General features: G+C 73.0%; 12 protein-coding genes. 3 read left to right on the forward strand and 9 right to left on the reverse strand.

Features of this window, described 5'->3' with window-relative positions; translation table 11 throughout:
• Positions 1-95: 95 nt before the first annotated feature.
• Both K8638_RS09105 and K8638_RS09110 read left to right on the forward strand, forming a co-directional pair.
• Positions 96-1,694: a hypothetical protein gene (locus K8638_RS09105; protein WP_223754045.1), complete on the forward strand. Its 1,599-nt coding sequence runs from the start codon at positions 96-98 to the stop codon at positions 1,692-1,694.
• Positions 1,695-1,732: 38 nt separating this feature from the next.
• Positions 1,733-3,151: a sigma 54-interacting transcriptional regulator gene (locus K8638_RS09110; protein WP_223754046.1), complete on the forward strand. Its 1,419-nt coding sequence runs from the start codon at positions 1,733-1,735 to the stop codon at positions 3,149-3,151.
• A gap of 9 nt (positions 3,152-3,160) precedes the next feature.
• Here the strand turns inward: K8638_RS09110 and K8638_RS09115 are convergent, their stop codons facing one another.
• The 5 genes from K8638_RS09115 to K8638_RS09135 form a co-directional block, all read right to left on the reverse strand.
• Complete coding sequence (locus K8638_RS09115; RefSeq protein ID WP_223754047.1) at positions 3,161-4,540, reverse strand: serine/threonine-protein kinase; 1,380 nt, start codon at positions 4,538-4,540, stop codon at positions 3,161-3,163.
• A gap of 21 nt (positions 4,541-4,561) precedes the next feature.
• Positions 4,562-6,088 carry a hypothetical protein gene (locus K8638_RS09120; RefSeq protein WP_223754048.1) on the reverse strand — a complete coding sequence of 509 codons (1,527 nt, stop codon included), beginning with the start codon at positions 6,086-6,088 and terminating at the stop codon, positions 4,562-4,564.
• Positions 6,089-6,249: 161 nt separating this feature from the next.
• Positions 6,250-10,068: a serine/threonine-protein kinase gene (locus tag K8638_RS09125; RefSeq protein ID WP_223754049.1), complete on the reverse strand. Its 3,819-nt coding sequence runs from the start codon at positions 10,066-10,068 to the stop codon at positions 6,250-6,252.
• Between the two features lie 15 nt (positions 10,069-10,083).
• Positions 10,084-11,940, reverse strand: a complete 1,857-nt coding sequence (locus K8638_RS09130; RefSeq protein ID WP_223754050.1) for an OPT family oligopeptide transporter — start codon at positions 11,938-11,940, stop codon at positions 10,084-10,086.
• 132 nt (positions 11,941-12,072) lie between these two features.
• Entirely contained in the window at positions 12,073-12,822 is a 750-nt protein-coding gene (locus K8638_RS09135) for a MerR family transcriptional regulator (RefSeq protein ID WP_223754051.1), read from the reverse strand.
• 55 nt (positions 12,823-12,877) lie between these two features.
• Here K8638_RS09135 and K8638_RS09140 point away from each other — a divergent pair, with 55 nt between their 5' ends.
• Positions 12,878-13,366 (forward strand): GyrI-like domain-containing protein, encoded by a 489-nt coding sequence (locus tag K8638_RS09140; RefSeq protein ID WP_223754052.1) that lies wholly within the window; start codon positions 12,878-12,880, stop codon positions 13,364-13,366.
• A 113-nt stretch (positions 13,367-13,479) separates the two neighbouring features.
• Here K8638_RS09140 and K8638_RS09145 read toward each other — a convergent pair whose 3' ends face one another.
• Genes K8638_RS09145 through tgl form a run of 4 tightly spaced genes read right to left on the reverse strand, consistent with a single transcriptional unit; the run spans position 13,480 to position 16,428 of the window.
• Entirely contained in the window at positions 13,480-14,487 is a 1,008-nt protein-coding gene (locus tag K8638_RS09145; RefSeq protein ID WP_223754053.1) for a carbohydrate kinase family protein, read from the reverse strand.
• Between the two features lie 26 nt (positions 14,488-14,513).
• Positions 14,514-15,248, reverse strand: coding sequence for a DNA repair protein RecO (gene recO, locus K8638_RS09150; RefSeq protein ID WP_223754054.1), 735 nt, complete (start codon positions 15,246-15,248; stop codon positions 14,514-14,516).
• A 9-nt stretch (positions 15,249-15,257) separates the two neighbouring features.
• Complete coding sequence (locus K8638_RS09155) at positions 15,258-15,644, reverse strand: helix-turn-helix transcriptional regulator (RefSeq protein ID WP_223754055.1); 387 nt, start codon at positions 15,642-15,644, stop codon at positions 15,258-15,260.
• Positions 15,645-15,666: 22 nt separating this feature from the next.
• Positions 15,667-16,428, reverse strand: a complete 762-nt coding sequence (gene tgl / locus K8638_RS09160) for a social motility TPR repeat lipoprotein Tgl (RefSeq protein WP_223754056.1) — start codon at positions 16,426-16,428, stop codon at positions 15,667-15,669.
• Positions 16,429-16,457: the final 29 nt, after the last annotated feature.

Consider the following 16,457-nt stretch of genomic DNA (forward strand, 5'->3'; position numbering starts at 1 on the left):
TGACACATCCCGAGGGCATCGGTGTTCCTTCCGCGTCCGCCGGCTCCAACCACCTTCCGGCGGACCAGGCGGCCCCGCCGCCAGGAAGAAGGCACATGCCCTTACCGCACCCTTCGCAGGACTCCTCCCCTCACCGCTCATGGCGCCGTCCGCTGGAAGGTGCCGGAGCCGCGCTCGCGCTCTCCTTCAGCCTCCTGGTGGGGCCGGGCTGCGACGGGGAGGATGAAGACCCGCGGCCGACGCCTCCCGTCCCCACCGCCCATCACGCGACGCTGGATGTCCTCCCCGGGGTGTACCCCAACGCCATCGACCTCTCGGGCACGGGACACATCGAGGTCGCGGTGCTCGGCGGTGGAACCCTCGACATCAGCGACCTCGACCCCGAAAGCGCGACGCTGTCGGACCCGGAGGCGAAAGCGGAGGTGCGCGCCCTGGAGGCCGGCACCGCGCGGGACGTGGATGGCGACGGCGAGGTAGACGCCATCCTGCGATTCTCCGTGCCGGCCTTGAAGGACGCGGGAGTCCTGGCGCCGGAGACCACCCAGGTCCTCTTCCGTGCGAGGACACGCAGCGGCGCCGACGTCATCGCACGGGACGCGGCCCATGACGCCGCCCACCCCGTGGCGCGCCTCCCGCCTCCCACGGGTTCCCATGCGGTGGGCACGTTCGAGGACGCGTGGACCGATGAGCAGCGCGAGGAGACACTCACCGAGGCGCTTGGGGACAAGCGCGAGCTGAAGGTGCGTCTCTGGTACCCCGCGCGGGCCCGGCCCCAGGCCCAGCCCGCCCCCTATTTCCTCACCTGGCGCGAGGGCGAGCTCGCCGCCGGGAGCTCGGGCCTGCCCCCCGCGTTCTTCGGCTTCGTGTTCACCCACTCGGTGCGCGACGCCGCCCTGCCCGAGGGCGATGAGCGCTTCCCGGTCCTGCTCTTCTCCCACGGCTACGGCATGCCGACAGCGTTCTACAGCGGAGCCGCGGAGGAGCTGGCCAGCCACGGCTACGTGGTGGCGGCCATCTCCCACACCCGGAGCGGCGCGCCTCTGGTGTTCCCGGACGGACGGGTGGTCGACGAGCTCATCCAGCTGTCCCCCACCGACACGGCCCTGAACACGCGCGTCCAGGCCCTCTGGACGGCGGATGCGCGGTTCGTGCTCGACCAGCTCGCGAAGCTCGACGCGGCGGACCCGGCGGGGCGCTTCACCGGCAGGCTCGACCTCAGCCGGGTGGGGATGTTCGGCCACTCGTTCGGGGGCTCGACCGCGGGAGAGGCCTGCCGCACGGATGCGCGCGTCAAGGCGGGCCTCAACATGGATGGGACGTTCTTCGGCAACCTCGAGGCCGAGGTCCACGCGCCCTTCCTGCTGATGAACAGCGACGGAACCTCGGCGGACCCCAGCCGTGCGCGCTTCTTCCAGCAGCTCCGCGCCACGGGGTACAACGCGAGCATCCACGGGACGGGGCACATCTCCTATAGCGACGTGGTCCTCGCCATGCCCCTCATCCGGCACTACGCGCCAACGGCCACCCCCGAGGGCTTCGGTCTGGGCACCATCGAGGGGCCGCGCGTGTTCACCCTGGTGAATACCTACGTGCGTGCCTTCTTCGACAAGCACCTGCGCGCGCGCCCCACGCCGCTGCTGGACGGGCCCTCCGCCGAGCATCCCGAAGTCGAGCTCGTCGTGCACGCGCCCTGACGGTCCGGAGGGTCAGGGGCCGTGATACCTTCAAATCCATGTCTCCACTGGATCGGCCCCGGGTCCCCCCCACCTCGCCCGACGCGAAGGGCGAGGCTCCCTGGACGAGCGACTCCGATGAGGGCGGGGACGAAGCACTCCACGTGACGCTGCCGTATGAACACGGGCGCCGGGCCTATGACGCGTCCACGGTGCGCCGCTTCCGGCTCACCGTGGTGGAGGGCCCGGGAGCGGGAGCGCAGTGGGAGTCCACCGCGGACACGTGCTCGGTGGGCTCGCATCCGCTCAACGACTTCACGCTCGAGGACCCCACGGTGTCGCGCTTCCACTGCGAGGTGCGCATCGGCCCGCGAGGCCCCCAGGTGAAGGACCTGGACAGCCTCAACGGCGTCATCGTGGACGGGGTGCAGGTGGTGGAGGGCGTGCTGCGCAGCGGCAGCCTGCTGCGGCTGGGGCGCGTGGTGCTGCGCTTCGACTTCAGCGCGGAGAGCAACCGGCTGCCGCTGTCGGAGAGCACGCGCTTCGGCACGCTGGTGGGCGCCTCGGTGGCCATGCGCGGGTGCTTCGCGATGATGGAGCGCGCCGCGGCGCGCGACGTGACGGTGCTGCTGGAGGGCGAGACGGGCACCGGAAAGAGCCAGGCGGCGCTCGCCATCCACCAGGCCAGCCGCCGGCGCGACGCACCCTTCCTCGTCGTGGACTGCGGCGCCATTCCCGCCCACCTGCTGGAGAGCGAGCTGTTCGGCCATGAGAAGGGCGCCTTCACCGGCGCGCTCCAGCGCCGCGTGGGCGCCTTCGAGGAGGCGGCGGGCGGCACCGTCTTCCTGGACGAGATTGGCGAGCTGCCCGCGGAGCTGCAGCCCAAGCTGCTGCGCGTGCTGGAGAACCGGGAGATTCGCCGGGTGGGCTGCAACACGCACCAGCCGGTGGACGTGCGCCTCATCGCCGCCACGCATCGCGACGTGCGCGCGGAAGTCAATGCGGGCCGGTTCCGCTCGGACCTGTTCTTCCGGCTGGCGGTGCTGCGCATTCCCCTGCCCCCGCTGCGCCAGCGTCCGGAGGACCTGCCCATGCTGGTGGAGGGCATCCTGGACTCGCTGGGCGCGGACCGGGAGCGGACCGGGGCGCTGCGCACGCCGGACTTCATCGCGAGGCTGCGGCACGCGGCCTGGCCGGGCAACGTGCGCGAGCTGCGCAACTACCTGGAGCGGTGCCTCGTTTTCGAAGAGGCCGTGGACCTCTCCGAGGAGGAGGTGCTGGCCGGAGGACCGCCGGAGGTGGACCCGTCCCAGCCCTACGCGGACCAGCGCCGCCGCGTGGTGGACGACTTCGAGCGCCGCTACCTGCGCGCGCTGCTGGAGAAGCACCAGGGCAAGGTGGCCCAGGCCGCCGTCACCGCCGGCATGGACCGCGTCCACCTGTACCGGCTGCTGCGCAGGCACGGCATCAAGCCGTGAGCGCGAAAGTCAGCGCCGGCCGGTGATGCGCGAGAGGCCCTGCCCCGCTCCCGGCTCCGTGAGGAAGACGGCCTCCACCTCCTTCAGCGCGGCCTCGGTGGCCACCAGCCCGGAGCCCGGCGAGTCGGCCACCCAGTCCGGCAGGCACAGCAGTGCTCCCGCGCCCGCGCCCTCTCCCATGGGAAGGCGGTCCACGTGGACGGTGATGGCCAGCGCCACCGAAGGCGCCTCCGTGGGAGCCGAGACGCCCTCCACCAACGCCAGCGCCGCCGACAGCACGCGCTCGCGCACGGCCCGCTCGTGGACCTCGTCCTCCGGGAGCGGGGCCAGGGCGAGCACGCAGCCACCGCCCTCCACCCGCACCTCCAGCCCCGCCTCGCGCGCCACCTCGCCCGCGCGCTCCAGCAGCGCGTCCAGCCGTTCCATCGCCGCGGCATCCGGCGCGCCGGTGAGCCGGGCCTCCGCGTACAGCGCCACCGCGTGCCCCGTCCGGGCCGGTGCCCGTCCACCACGCACCGCGGCCCGCAGCTCCTCCAGCAGCGCGTCCACATCCGGGTAGCGGTCCTCACGCCGCTTGCCCAGACAACGGAGCACCACCGCGTCCAGCGCGGCCGGCACGGGGGCCCGCTCGCCGGGGCGCGGCGGTGGCGCGTGCAGGTGCTGCTCCTCCACCTCGTGCCGCGTGGCGCCCTGGAAGGGCGGCTGTCCGGTGACGAGTTGGAACAGGAGCACGCCCAGCGCGTACAGGTCCGTGCGCGCATCGGGAGGCTCGCCGCGAATCTGCTCGGGCGCCATGGACAGCGGCGTGCCCAGCGCCATGCCGGTGTGCGTGAGGGTGGAGGCCCCCGGCGCGTCCGGCTTCAGCCCCTTGGCCACGCCGAAGTCCACCAGCTTCACCTGCAGCGACTCCCCCGCTCTCGAGAGGCGCACCACGTTCTGCGCCTTCAGGTCGCGGTGCACCACGCCCGCGCCGTGCGCGGCCCGGAGCGCGGCGCCCACCTGCTCGATGACTTCCAGCGCCTCGTCCGCCGTGAAGGGCCCCCGCGCGGCCAGCTCCGCCGCCAGGTCCCTGCCCTCCAGCCACTCCATGGAGATGAAGGGCCGGCCGTCCGGAAGCTCCCCATGGCCGAGCACCGCGACGATGTGCGGATGGCTCAGCCGCTGGAGCGTGGCCGCCTCGCGGCGGAAGCGGCGCAGCGAGGTGGAGGCCGTGGCCGGCTGCGGGTGCAGCACCTTCAGCGCCGCGGGCGCGCCGGTGTGGAGGTCCTTCGCGCGGTACAGGGTGGACACGGGTCCTCGGTAGTGGACGCGCTCCACCACCCAGCGCCCCACCAGGGCCCCGGCTCCCAGCTCCTCACCGTAGAGAGGTTCTTCTCCGCCTGGCGCCATGCAATCTCGCGGCGTGCCCGGTTACTTCTGACGGCACGGGGGCACGCTCCCGTCCGGCCCTGGCACCGTGTCACACGCGGAATGGAGGAAGGTCGTCACCGGGTGCAGCCAGGTGTTGCCCAACGGGTCCTTGCACTTCTCGTAGTCCCCGTCCCCCGGCGTGAGCGGCCCGTCGTGGATGCCGCACTGTCCCGGCGACGGCGGGGCGAGCGAGACGAAACACGGGCCCGTCACCTTCGCGGCGCAGTTGGCGCTGAGGCTGGGGTCGGTGTCTGGCAGCGCGCAGAGCCGGCTGGAAGCGTAGGCCGTCCCGCTCGCCCACTCCGGGTCGTAGCAGGAGAACATCGTCGTGTAGATGGAGCCCGTGATGTGCACGTCGTCCCCCACCACCTCGTAGAGCGTCTCCTGTCCCTCCCCCACCACCCGCTTCACGTCGACGTTGACGCCTTCGGCCAGCGCCATGTTGCTCCCATCCTTCCGCCTGCGGCCGAATACGTTGCCGTAGAAGGCCCCCTCGCGCACGCCGTACACCTCCATCTCGGACAGGGCGTAACGAGCGGTGGCGGTGGGCGACACCTCCACGGTCGCGGACGGATGGGCGAGCGAGCTGCTCCACGGCGCGCTCATCACGCTGAAGTATTGCCCCGGCGTGCAGGTGAAGGACACCACCGGCACCGGCGAGGCCCCGGAGCAGCTCCCCGTCGCCTCGCCCAGGTTGCGCGAGCTGACATGGTCGCAGCCGACGACGCCGTCACAGACGCGGAGCACCACCTGCCCGCTGCTGGAGCCCAGCGTGGGCGCGGCCCCGGTGCAGGAGGTCGGCGCGCCCGCCCCCACCAGCGCCGTGCCGCTCGCGTCGCAGATGCCGATGCCGTCCGGCTTCCAGCCGCAGTCGCGCTCCGGGCCCGACTCCCCCAGGCCGCACGGCTGGAAGCTGGCCAGCGGCAGCGCGGAGACCGGGTCGTGGTCGGCCGGGCGCGTCTTCGTCTCCAGCGTGTAGATGTTGGGCCCGCCCGAAGTGAACTGGTGCTGCCCGCGCATGGACAGCTCCACGCGGTGGCCCAGGGCGTTGTTGCGCGCGAGGAGACACGCGGACACCCGCTGCAGGCAGTCCGCCGTGGGCACCGCGTACTTCCACTGCGGGCAGAGCCCAGCCTTCCCGAACCACTGCCGCGGGCCAGGGGTCGGCGGCCGCGGGTCGTACCAATTGAGGCTCTCACCCGCCGGCAGCGCGCAGCCCACCAGGTAGTACATGAAGCTCTGCGCATCCGGGTCATGGAGCCGCTGGCGGGTCGCGGGATGCCCGGTCACCGGGTCGAAGAGCGTCGCGAGCGGCGTCGTCATCAGCAGCTCGTTCGACTCCGGGTTGGCGGAGATGGCGTTGAGGACCAGCGCCTGCGTGGTGAGCGAGTTGGCGATGCGAATCTCCGCCTCTCGCGAGGTGAGCTCCGGCCCGTCCTCTCCGTGAATGGCGCTGCCGCAGCCGGAAAGGGCCAGTACCAGCAGGGACAGCGGGACCGGCAGTGGGCGACACGAACGGATGGCCATGGAGCTTTCCTCCAGCGAGGACGGAAATGACGGGATGCCCCCGAGGGAAGCACATGCCGAGCCAGCCCCTGGAAAACCCCGGCTCACGGGAAGCGCGGCCTTTCGTCCCGGGGACGTGTAGCGCGGAAGGTCACAACCCCGGGGCGTTGTGGCGTTTTCCGCTACACGGCGCACAGAGAGGCCCTCAGGGACTCCAGGCGCGGGCGCCACAGCGGGGCCCCCTCCACGGCGCGCTCGGCCCGCTCCAGCCACGCCCGGGCCTCCTGGCCCCGTCCCGCCCGGAGCGCCGCCCGGGCGGCCTGGAGGAGGAGCTCCGCCTTCTCGTCCGCGGACGCGCACGAGTCGGCTTCCTCCGCCAGGGCGTGCCAGGCCTGGAGGTCCGCGGCGGCGCCGCCCTCCTGGGCCTCGCGCACCTGCAACTCCACCAGCCGCCGCATGACGGCGGTGGGCGGCAGGGACTCCGGGGGGCAATGCGACTCAATCCACCGGAGCTGCCGGGCGGCCTCCGCCAGGTCGCCCAGCGCCGCGCCGATGCGGGCCAGCAGCAGCGCATCCACCGGCACCGGGTGCTCGCGGAAGAAGCGGACGCCCAGCTCATGGACGCGGCGGGCCAGCGGCAGCGCTTCCTCCAGACGGCCCTGCATGTAGAGCACCTCGGCGAGGTTGAAGGTGGACCAGCGCTCCACCTGCGCATGGCCCAGCTCGCGGCCCAGGGCCATGGCGCGCCGCAGGTCGCCCTCCATCCGCGCCACGTCGCCCAGGCGCAGCCACAGCAGTACGCGGTTGATGAGGGTGGCGGACAGGTGCAGCGCATCGCCGGCCTCCTCGCAGCGGACCAGCGCCTCGTCGAAGCGCGAGGCGGCCTCGCCCGTCCGGTCCAGGAAGATCAGCGCCGAGCCCAGCAGCGCGCCGGACACCACCAGCGTCTCGTGGTCCCGGGCAATCTCCGCGCCCTCCACCGCCGAGGTGAGCACGCGCGCCGCAGCGCCCCACTCGCCCTGGCGCACGTGCAGCCGGCCCCGGGCCAGGGTACAGCGCAGGGACAGGCGCGGGTCATCCAGGTGCTCGATTCGCTCCAACGCCTCGCGTGTGCACGCGGCGGAGCCCTCCACGTCCTCCATCCAGTCGCGCGCGGTGGCCTCCTCCAGCAGCAGGTCCACCTGCATCGCCACGTCCCGCCGCGCCTCCGCCAGGGCGCGCGCGGCGGCCAGGTCCGCCAGTCCCTCGCGGAAACGCTGGAGGCGGTGGCGCACCCGCCCGCGTCCGGCCAGCGCGCGGGACCTCCGCTCTCCGTCACTCTCCGGCAGCAGCGCGAGCGCGCGCGTGTAGTGCTGCTCCGCCTCCACGGAGAGGTGGGCGCGGCGGGCCTCCTCGGCCAGCGCGAGGAAGGTGGCGGAGGCCTCGGCATGGGCGCCACAGGCGGCGGCGTGGTGCGCGCGGCGGAGGCGCTCGGCCACTCCGTCGCCGGGCGTGGCGTGCAGCGCGGCGGCGTGCAAGGCCCGGCGCGCCGGCGGGGGCAGCAGGGCCTCGAGCGCCTCACGCAGCAGTGGATGCCGGAAGACGAAACGCCCCGTCCCCGCCGGGCGCAGCAGCCCCGAGCGGGCGAGCCGATGGAGTCCCGCGCCCGCGTCCAGCGAGGCACCGCGCTCCGGTGGTGACTGGGAGTCGAGGCGCCGCAGCGCCGCGTCCACCCGGACCACGTCCACCTCCGTGCCGAGCACCGCGCACAGCCGCGCCAGTTCCCGGTGGGCTTCCGGAAGTCCGGCGAGGGCGCGCGCGGCGAGGCGCTCGAAGAGGGGGGTGACAGAGACGTCCAGCAGCGCGTCCGGGGCGATGTACCAGCCACCACCGGGGGACGCGCGCAGCGCCCCCGCGGCCCGGAGCGCGCCGGCCAGTTCCACCAGCGACAGGGGCACTCCCTGGGCAAGCTGCTCCAGCCGCGCGAGCACCGGCTCGGGGATGTGCTCGGCGGGGCGAAGCAGGCGCAGCAGGAGGGCCCGGCTGGCTTCTGGCGGCAGCGGAGGCAGCGCGTGGCGCGTGACGCGGGCGCTGCGCTCGCCCAGGTGGGGGCGCAGGGCGAGCAGCGCCGGACGCGCGGCGATGCAGACCCAGAGCGGCGCCCGCGTGCCGGCGAGCGTGGCCATCTCCAGCGCGTCCAGGCTGGTGGGGTCCGCGAGGTGGCCATCGTCCACCAGCAGCACCAGGGGGGCCTCCCGGGCACGCTGGTGGAGTGAGTCGGCGAGGCCGCGCGCGGCGGCATGGCGCACGTCCGCGACAGGCACCGGGCGTCTCCGAGGAAGAATCGGAGGCGCGGCTCCCCTCAGCGCGTCATGCAGCGACTCCCGTATGACGGAATCCGGAGGAGGGGCGCGCAACCGAACCACGCGGGCCCGCCCCTCCGCCTCCAGTCGCGTGGCCAGCATCTCCAGCAGTCGCGACTTGCCATGCCCCACGTCGCCCGTCAGGACACAGAACCCGGGCACATCCTCGGCGAGGCACCGGGCCGCCTCTGCTTCCAGCGCATCCAGCACGCCCTCGCGTCCCAGCAGCGGTGGGGCCTCGGAGGAAGAGGAGGAAGCGCCGCCATCATGAAGCCGCAGGCGCGAGTCCCCGGCCACGGACTCCGTTGCTCCCGCGCCCAGCCGCATGGCCGCCGCGGAGGTGACACGGGCCTCTCCCTCCGCGAGGTCGCCGGGCCACCAGTCTCCGGACGCCTCCAGCGCGAGCCCGGCCACGCGCGTGGTGGTGGCCCCCGGGTACACGTGCAGCTCGGCGAGGTGAAGGACGGTGGAGGCCCTCCCCTCCTCCAGCAACCTCCGCGCGACGAGCGCGCCCGCCCGCAGGTTCGCCTCGGCGGAGAGCGACTCGGAGAAGGCGATGACATAGCCCCCCGCCCTCACGCGCACGAGCGTTCCTCCGTGAGGCTCGACGGCCGCGAGCAGCGCATCCACGGCCATCCCGGCGCGGACGCCGAGCAGCGCCACGGGCCGCACGCCCGCGGGCGAGGGCTCCGGAGCGATGACGGTCAGCACCGGCGCCCCGGCGGACACCTCCTCGCGGCACGCGGCATCGAAGGCGGAGAGCACGTCCGCGGCCCGCGCGAAGCGCTCCGTGGGCGACTTGGCCAGACACCGGCGCAGCACCTCGTCGAGCGCGGAGGGCACGGCGGCGCGCTCCGAGACACGCGGTGGGCGGAGGCTCACGTGGCCGTGGCGGATCTCCTCCGCGCCCCCGGTGAAGGGGGGCGCGCCCGTGAGCAACTCGAAGAGGAGGACGCCGAGCGCATACACGTCCGCGGCAGTGCCGGCCTCGCGGGCATCGAGGCACTGCTCGGGCGCCATGTAGAGCGTCGTGCCCAGCCGCTGGCCCACCGGGGTGAAGCCTGGAGCCTCTTCATCCGTCACCGCTTCGTCTCCGGGCTCGTCGAGGAAGCGCGCGAGTCCGAAGTCGAGGAGGCTGAGCGCGCCACCCTCGCGCAGGAAGACGTTCTCCGGCTTGAGGTCGCGGTGGGCCAGCCCGGCGGAGTGGACGCGCTCCAGGGCCGCGCAAAGGCCGCTGAGCAGCTCACGCACGCGAGGCACGGAGGCGGCCCCCGTGCCGGGCAGCGCCGCCATCCACGCGGCGAGCGTCTGGCCATGCAGGCTCTCCAGCACCAGGAAGGGACGGCCCCGGGCGGTGCCGTGCCGGAGCAGCTCGGGCGCGGTGGGAGGACCGACGCGGCGCAGCGCGGCGGCCTCGCGGGCGAAGCGCTCATGGTGGGGACCGAGGCCCACCTTGAGGGCCACCTCGCGCCCGTCCTCCTCGCGGTACGCGGTGAAGACATGGGAAAAGCCACCCGTGCCCAGCAGGGCCGCGCCGCTCAACCCTGGGACATCCGGGAGCGGCAGCGGCTCGACGGAGAGGCCAGGCGAGGGCCGCTGGCCATGCACGGGACACGCCGCGCCGGTGGCGAGGCGGCGGTGGCAGACCGGACAGCGCATGGGAGGAGGTGGACGTTACCAGAGCGCCTGCGACAGGACGATGGCGACACCCACGAGTCCCTCTCCAGCGATGAGGCCGGCGGCCAGCGTCACCACCCCACCCTCCGCGGAGGGGCGCGCACGGCGGGCCACTGCCGCGGCCAGCGCGCCCAGGAAGAAGCCCAGCGCGGTGGAGGCCGGCACCAGGCAGGCCAGGCCCATGCCCAGGGGTGACGGCACCCACCGCCGGGCGCGCTCCGGAAGCAGGCGCTCGGCCAGGGTGAGGACACCGGCGAGCAGCGCCGCCCACAGCAGCGCGGCGCGGTGGGAGGGCTCCAGGCTCCCGAGGCCGGTGGACAGCACCTGGGCCATGCCCGCGGTCATGGCGGCGGCGGGCGCGGGGAAGCGCTCCCCTCCCAGCGCCGTGCGGTCCGGCACGAGCAGGAAAAACAGCGGGACGACGGCGGCGGCCCCGACCACGCAGCCGAGCAACTGCGCGAGGAACAGCCGTCGAGGGTGGGCCCCCAGCAGGTGGCCCGTCTTGAGGTCGCTGAGCAGGTCCGCGGCCGCGGAGGCCGAGTTGACGGTGATGCCGGCCGTCGCCAGGTTGGCCTCGACGTTGCGCGGCAGCAGCGCGCCGAAGGTGAGCTGCGTCACCTGCTGGAGGGGCCCCACGGGGGTTGCATCCGTCTCGCCGGTGACACGGCAGGCGATGAGACACAGCACGAAGGACAGTGCCACCGCGAGCGCCGCGTGAGGCACGGGCACGCCGAAGCCGGCATGCGCCACGGCGAGAATCGCGGGCGTCAGCACGGCCACACCCGCCAGCACCCAACGCCCCGGCACCTGCAGCGCGTCCACGGCGTGAGGTGCCCTGGCACCGCCAGAGCGGAGCCCGCGAAGCGCACGGCCCAGCACATGGCCCTCCAGGGCGAAGTGCAGCAGTGACGCGGTGGTCAGCGCCGCGGCACCGGGCCAGAGGCTCCACGCGAGGAAGTCTCCGTCAGCTGGAACGAGGCCCGCGGCGAACACGCGCGGGGCGACGAGGCCGTGGATGAGCAACGCGCCCAGCATCCACGAGGTGGTGAGGCGCAAGCCGAGCAGCGCGCCCCCGCCCACCGGCAGGAGGCTCGTCTCCAGCCCGAAGCCCAGGCGCTCCAGGGGGAGACCTCCGAGAGAGCCGGGAAAGGGGAAGAGATACGGAATGCGCCCGAGCCCTTCGCGGGCAAGAGTGACGAGCCCCGCCACCAGCCCACCGAGGCCGAGCATGCGCGAGCCCGAGCGGAGCCCGGTGCCGGGGGTGTGCAGGGCGCGGATGGTGGCGGCGGCGGCGGTGCCGGTCGCGAAGGGAAGCTGCTCGTGGTCGATGAGCCGGCGCTTGAGGGGCACGGCGAAGAAGACACCGAGCGCGGACAGGAGCAGGGTCCACGCGAGCAACGCCCAGCCCGGCGGATGGCGGCCGGTGGTCAACAGCCACGCGCCCTGCACGGACACCAGCGCGCCACCGGTGGCGTAGCCGGCGGAGGATGCCACCGCCTGCGCGCAGCACGTCTCCAGCGGAGACAGCGGCGCGCCCGAGACACCCGGCGCGAGGCGGCGCAGGGCCCCGTGCGCCGTGTGCGCGAGCAGCGCGGCGGTGATGGCGATGGGGAAGACCACGGCCAGCTTCAGCCCCGAATAGAGGTTGGTGGCACAGGTGATGGCGCCGATGCCGCCGCCCAGCAGCACGGCGCGCAGGGTGAGCTGGGGGAGCCGGTCTCCCTGGTACACCTCGCGCAGCCAGAAGGTGTCCGCGTCCTCGGGGGTGTCGCCGGGGATGCTCAGCAGCGACAGGGAGGCGGACGTCGGGGCCTCCTCCTCGGGCGAGGGGCGATGGGCGGACTGGGCGGCCATGAGCCCCCACATCCTTCCACTCCACGCGCCCTGGCACGAGCCCCCCTCGCCTGCCCGGTCCCCTGGAGTCGGCCCGGAGGAAATCGAGAAGCTGTGCGCGGAAGATGGAGCTCGCCAGCATGTACACATGAGCTACAGGCGCTGGACGGCAATCATGAGCAGGTACCGGTCCGACGCGCCCGGCAGGTAGCGCTCCAGGTGGAGGCCGTCGGGCCGGAAGCCGAGCTCGTCCAGGAAGCGGAACACGCGGTGCGCGGCCAGGTCATCGCGAAGGGTGCACTCCAGGGTGGCGAAGAGCGTGGGCGACACGTCCTGGCGCCGCGCGCCCTGGGGGACCCGCCGCCCGGGCTTGAGCCGGAACCCGACCTCACCCGTGAGCTGCCCGTCCACCAGGTCCAGTGTGCGGACATAGCCGCTGGTCAGCACCGTCAGGCCCCGGCGCTCCAGTTCCTTCTTGCGCGCGGGCACGCAGGGGCGAAAGGGCAACGGGCCCTCCGGCGCGGAGACAGGGAACCACACGAGCACGGACGGCTCCGCCCAGTGCTCCAGGTGGACCCGAGGCTGGGACGCCTTCAATCCCCGCAGGTACTGGTCCGCGATCTGGAGCGAGAGCAGGCGCGCGGACATGTCCTGCCGCCACGTGGCGAGCATCGCCTCCCGTGAGCGGCCGTCCCGCCGGAGGAACTCGCGGATGGCCGAGATGGGAATGCCCGCGGCTCGCAGGCTGCTGATGAAGCGGGCCTCGCCGACCTGCCCCGGAGCGTAGGCGCGGTAGCCGTTCCCACGCCGGGTGGCGGGCACCAGCAGCCCCTTGCGCTCGTAGAAGCGCAGCGCGCTGGGTGAGAGGCCGCTGCGGTCCGCGAACTGGGAAATCGTCAGCATGCGGCTGCTTTATCCTTGAGCTTCAACCTGGTTCAAGGTGCAGGGTGTGAGGCCCATGAACGTTTCCATCGTGTCCCGAGGCGAAATCAAGCTGGTCGGCATCAAGGTCGTGGGCCGGCGCAGCGAGCTGAGTCACCGCGTGCCCTTCGCGTGGACGGAACTCGTCAAGCGCCTGGACTCCATTCCCCACCGGGTGGAGCCCGACGTGTTCTACGGATGCTTCCCGGAGAGCGAACACCTGCGAGCGAGCGCCGACGGCGTCCACACCTACCAGGTCTGCACCGAGGTGAGCGGCTTCGGTCCCACGCCGGAGGGCCTGCACACCCTGGTGCTCCCCGCGAGGACGTACGCCACGGCGCGGGTGCAGGGGACGGCCGAGGCCATCGACGCGACGTACATCGGCCTGGCGCGCTGGCTGGAGGAGCAGGGCCGGCGCACGCATGCCCAGGCCCACGGCTTCGAGCGGTACGACCAGCGCCGCCAGAAGGTGACGCCCCCGTACGAGCGCTTCGACTACGACCTCTTCAAGCCGCTGGCGGATTGAGGGCCCCGCGCGAGAACGACGGGCACACCGCCATCCTGGGCACGTCCAACAGCGACATCGTCGTCGCGCGCGTCACTCCCGAGTAACGCCGGGACCCGAAGCCCCCGCCTCCCTCACCCGGAGGCGGGCGGGCGCGAGGGCATCACCGCCGCCACCTCTTCCGCGCGAGGCAGCCCGTCCACCGCGCCGAACCGCTCCACCACCCGCGAGCCCACCTCGCACGCGAACGTGGCCAGCGCCGCCAGCTCCGCGCACGTGGCCTCCGACAGCGCCCGCGCGCCGCCGTACCACCGCACCAGCCCGTGCAGCAGCGCCGCCACGAAGCCATCCCCGGCGCCCGTGGTGTCCAGCACCCGCGCGCGCGGCGCCGGCACGTGGACGCGCTCGCCCTTCCACAGCAGCACCGCGCCCCGCTCGCCCAGCGTCACCACCGGCAGCGCGACGCCCAGGGCCGCGAGCCGCGCCAGCGCCTCGTCCGGCACGTCCGTCCCCGTGGCGAAGCCAATCTCCTCCTCGGAGAGCTTCACCACGGTGCACAACGGCAACATGCGCGCCAGGAGCCCCTTCAGCTCGCTCGGGTCCTCCCACGCGTGCAGGCGCAGGTTGGGGTCGCAGCTCACGATGCGGTCCGCGCCGCGCGCCACCTCCAGCATCCGCACCGTGGCCTCGCGCGCCTCCTGCCGGTGCAGCGAGTTGGAGCCGCAGTGCACCGCCTTCGCCCGCAGCAGGAAGCCCGCGTCCACGTCCTCCCCGCCCAGCAGGAACTCCGCCGAGCGCGTCCGGAAGTACGTGAAGCTGCGCTCCCCGCGCGCATCCAGCGAGATGAACACCAGCCCGGTGCGGGCCTCCGCCGTCTGCCGCAGGCGGCTCACGTCCACGCCCTCCGAGGCCAGGCGCTCGCGCAGGAAGTGGCCGAACTCGTCCGAGCCCACCACGCCCAGCATGGCCGGGCGCAGCCCCAGCCGGGCCAGTCCCACCGCGACATTGGCCGGAGAGCCACCCGTGCACGGGCGCCACTCCGGCACGTCCCGCACGCGCTGCCCCGGCGCCGACGGGAGGAAGTCCACCAGCGTCTCGCCGAAGCACACCACGTCCAGCGGCGGCTGCGTCCCCTCGCTCATCGCTCCTCCACGCCCGGGCGCGCCGGTCAGTCCAGGCCCACCTGGGCCATGAAGTCCACGCTCTTGAGACGCCGGCCCAGGTGGTGCGCGATGAAGACGTTGAGCAGGCCCCGGGCCCTCGCCCGCAGGTCCGCGGGCAACGGCATGCGCTGGCCCTCCTGAATCGCGCGCAGGCCCGACAGCAGCGCCACCGGCACCGCCACCGCCTCGCGCGCGCGGCCGCCACAGGCCTCGCACACCGCGCCGCCGTGGGCCTGGTCGAAGCGGGGCCGCTCCCCCGGCTCGCCGCCGCACAGCGTGCACGCGTCGAAGCGCGGCATCAGCCCCGCATGCGCCAGCGCGGACAGCTCGAAGGCCAGGAGCGACGTGGGGCCCGCCTCCTTCGCGTCCAGCCGGGCGAGGTACTCCTCCAGCAGGGCGAACAGCTCCGGGTGCGGCTCGTGGTCCCTCGTCAGCTCGCGGCACAGCTCCACCGCGTACAGCGCCCGGGCGATGAGGGACAGGTCCTCGCGCGCCGAGTAGTAGCCCGCGACGATGTCCGCCGAGTCCAGGCGCACCGTGCTGCCGCGCGTCTCCACGATGTGGACGCGCAGCCGCATGAACGGCTCCAGCGCGCCCGCGAAGCGCCGCTTGCTCTTGCGGGCTCCGGCGGCGAAGGCCGTCAGCTTTCCGTGCTCACGCGTCAGCAGGGTGACGAGACGGTCCGTCTCCCCATAGTCCATGGTGGACAGCACGAGCGCGTCATCGTCGAAACGCTCCATGAGGATGATTCAACGCACGAGCGGAGAGGGAAGCTTCCCGCTCAGCACGAGGAACAGGTACACGCCCAGGGCCAGGGCCACCAGCAGCACCGTCAGGCCCACGTATGCCCGCTTGCGCCGCTCCCGCTCGAGCTGCGCCGGCGCGGGCGCGGGCACCGCCTTGTCCACCTCCTCGTAGCGGAGCACCGCCTCCTCGGGGGACATACCAATGACGTGCGCGTACGCCTTGATGTAGTTCACCACGAAGATGCGCGAGGGGAGCCGCTCCACCTGCCCCGCCTCCAGCGCCGCGATGAGCGTGGGGGGAATCTTCGTCTCCCGCGCGACGTCCTCGCGTGAGAGCCCGCGGAGCTCCCGCTGCTGGCTGAGGTACTTGCCGAATTCGACGTGGTCCACGGGCGTCCAGATAGCCAACCGGCTAGAGCTTTTCCAGCAACCTCCTGCAATCGTCCCTCAACTCGTGTTCAGCGGCCTTCGCTTTGGCCTCACACTGGCTGAAGGCCGCCTTCGCCGCGTCCACCTGTCCCCGCTTCGCCTGGCACACGCCCTCGCGCAGGTACGCGTCGCCCACGTCCGGGCAGGCCTCCCGGTAGCGCGTGTACTGGCGGCACGCGTCATCCGTGCGCCCCGCCCCGTCGTAGATGATTCCCAGGTTCTTGTAGCCGAGGCAGAAGGAGGGGTTGGTCGTCACGGCGGCCTTGATGCTCTCCAGCGCGCGCTCCGTGTCGCCCTTCTTGTAGTAGGCCCAGCCCATGTTGCCCTGGGCGATGTACGGCGTGGGGTAGAGCATGTCGTTGAGGACCTGCTCGTACAGCTTGATGGCCTCGTCGTAGCGGCCCTGGTCCAGGTGCACGTTGGCCAGGTTGGTGCGCGCCTCGGAGAAGCTGGGGCGCACCTTCAGCGCGCGCTCGTAGTGGGCAATGGCCTCGTCCGGACGGCGGAACGACAGGTGCAGCAGGATGCCCAGGGCGTTGTGGGCCTCCGGGTAGTCCGGGTCGTTCTCCAGCGAGACGTTCAGCTCACGCAGCGCCTCCTGCATGTTGCCCTGCTGCTGCGCCTGGAGGGCCAGGTCGTAGTGGATCTCCGCGCTCCGGCGCTCCTTCTCGGAGGGAGTGTGGGCACAACCGGCGGACACCAGCAGCAGCGCGAGCGAGCAGGACGCGAGGGCGAGGCGGGACATGGGGCGGTGGATTCTCCGCGAGAGGGAGG

Source organism: Myxococcus sp. RHSTA-1-4 (assembly GCF_020037125.1).
Lineage (GTDB): Bacteria > Myxococcota > Myxococcia > Myxococcales > Myxococcaceae > Myxococcus.

Bases quoted from the DNA above. Each gene is read 5' to 3' on its own strand.
- K8638_RS09145 (WP_223754053.1), bottom strand. From the start codon at position 14,487: ATGAGCGAGGGGACGCAGCCGCCGCTGGACGTGGTGTGCTTCGGCGAG.
- K8638_RS09125 (WP_223754049.1), bottom strand. From the start codon at position 10,068: ATGCGCTGTCCGGTCTGCCACCGCCGCCTCGCCACCGGCGCGGCGTGT.
- K8638_RS09135 (WP_223754051.1), bottom strand. From the start codon at position 12,822: ATGCTGACGATTTCCCAGTTCGCGGACCGCAGCGGCCTCTCACCCAGC.
- K8638_RS09130 (WP_223754050.1), bottom strand. From the start codon at position 11,940: ATGGCCGCCCAGTCCGCCCATCGCCCCTCGCCCGAGGAGGAGGCCCCG.
- K8638_RS09105 (WP_223754045.1), top strand. From the start codon at position 96: ATGCCCTTACCGCACCCTTCGCAGGACTCCTCCCCTCACCGCTCATGG.
- K8638_RS09120 (WP_223754048.1), bottom strand. From the start codon at position 6,088: ATGGCCATCCGTTCGTGTCGCCCACTGCCGGTCCCGCTGTCCCTGCTG.
- K8638_RS09115 (WP_223754047.1), bottom strand. From the start codon at position 4,540: ATGGCGCCAGGCGGAGAAGAACCTCTCTACGGTGAGGAGCTGGGAGCC.
- tgl (WP_223754056.1), bottom strand. From the start codon at position 16,428: ATGTCCCGCCTCGCCCTCGCGTCCTGCTCGCTCGCGCTGCTGCTGGTG.
- recO (WP_223754054.1), bottom strand. From the start codon at position 15,248: ATGGAGCGTTTCGACGATGACGCGCTCGTGCTGTCCACCATGGACTAT.
- K8638_RS09110 (WP_223754046.1), top strand. From the start codon at position 1,733: ATGTCTCCACTGGATCGGCCCCGGGTCCCCCCCACCTCGCCCGACGCG.
- K8638_RS09140 (WP_223754052.1), top strand. From the start codon at position 12,878: ATGAACGTTTCCATCGTGTCCCGAGGCGAAATCAAGCTGGTCGGCATC.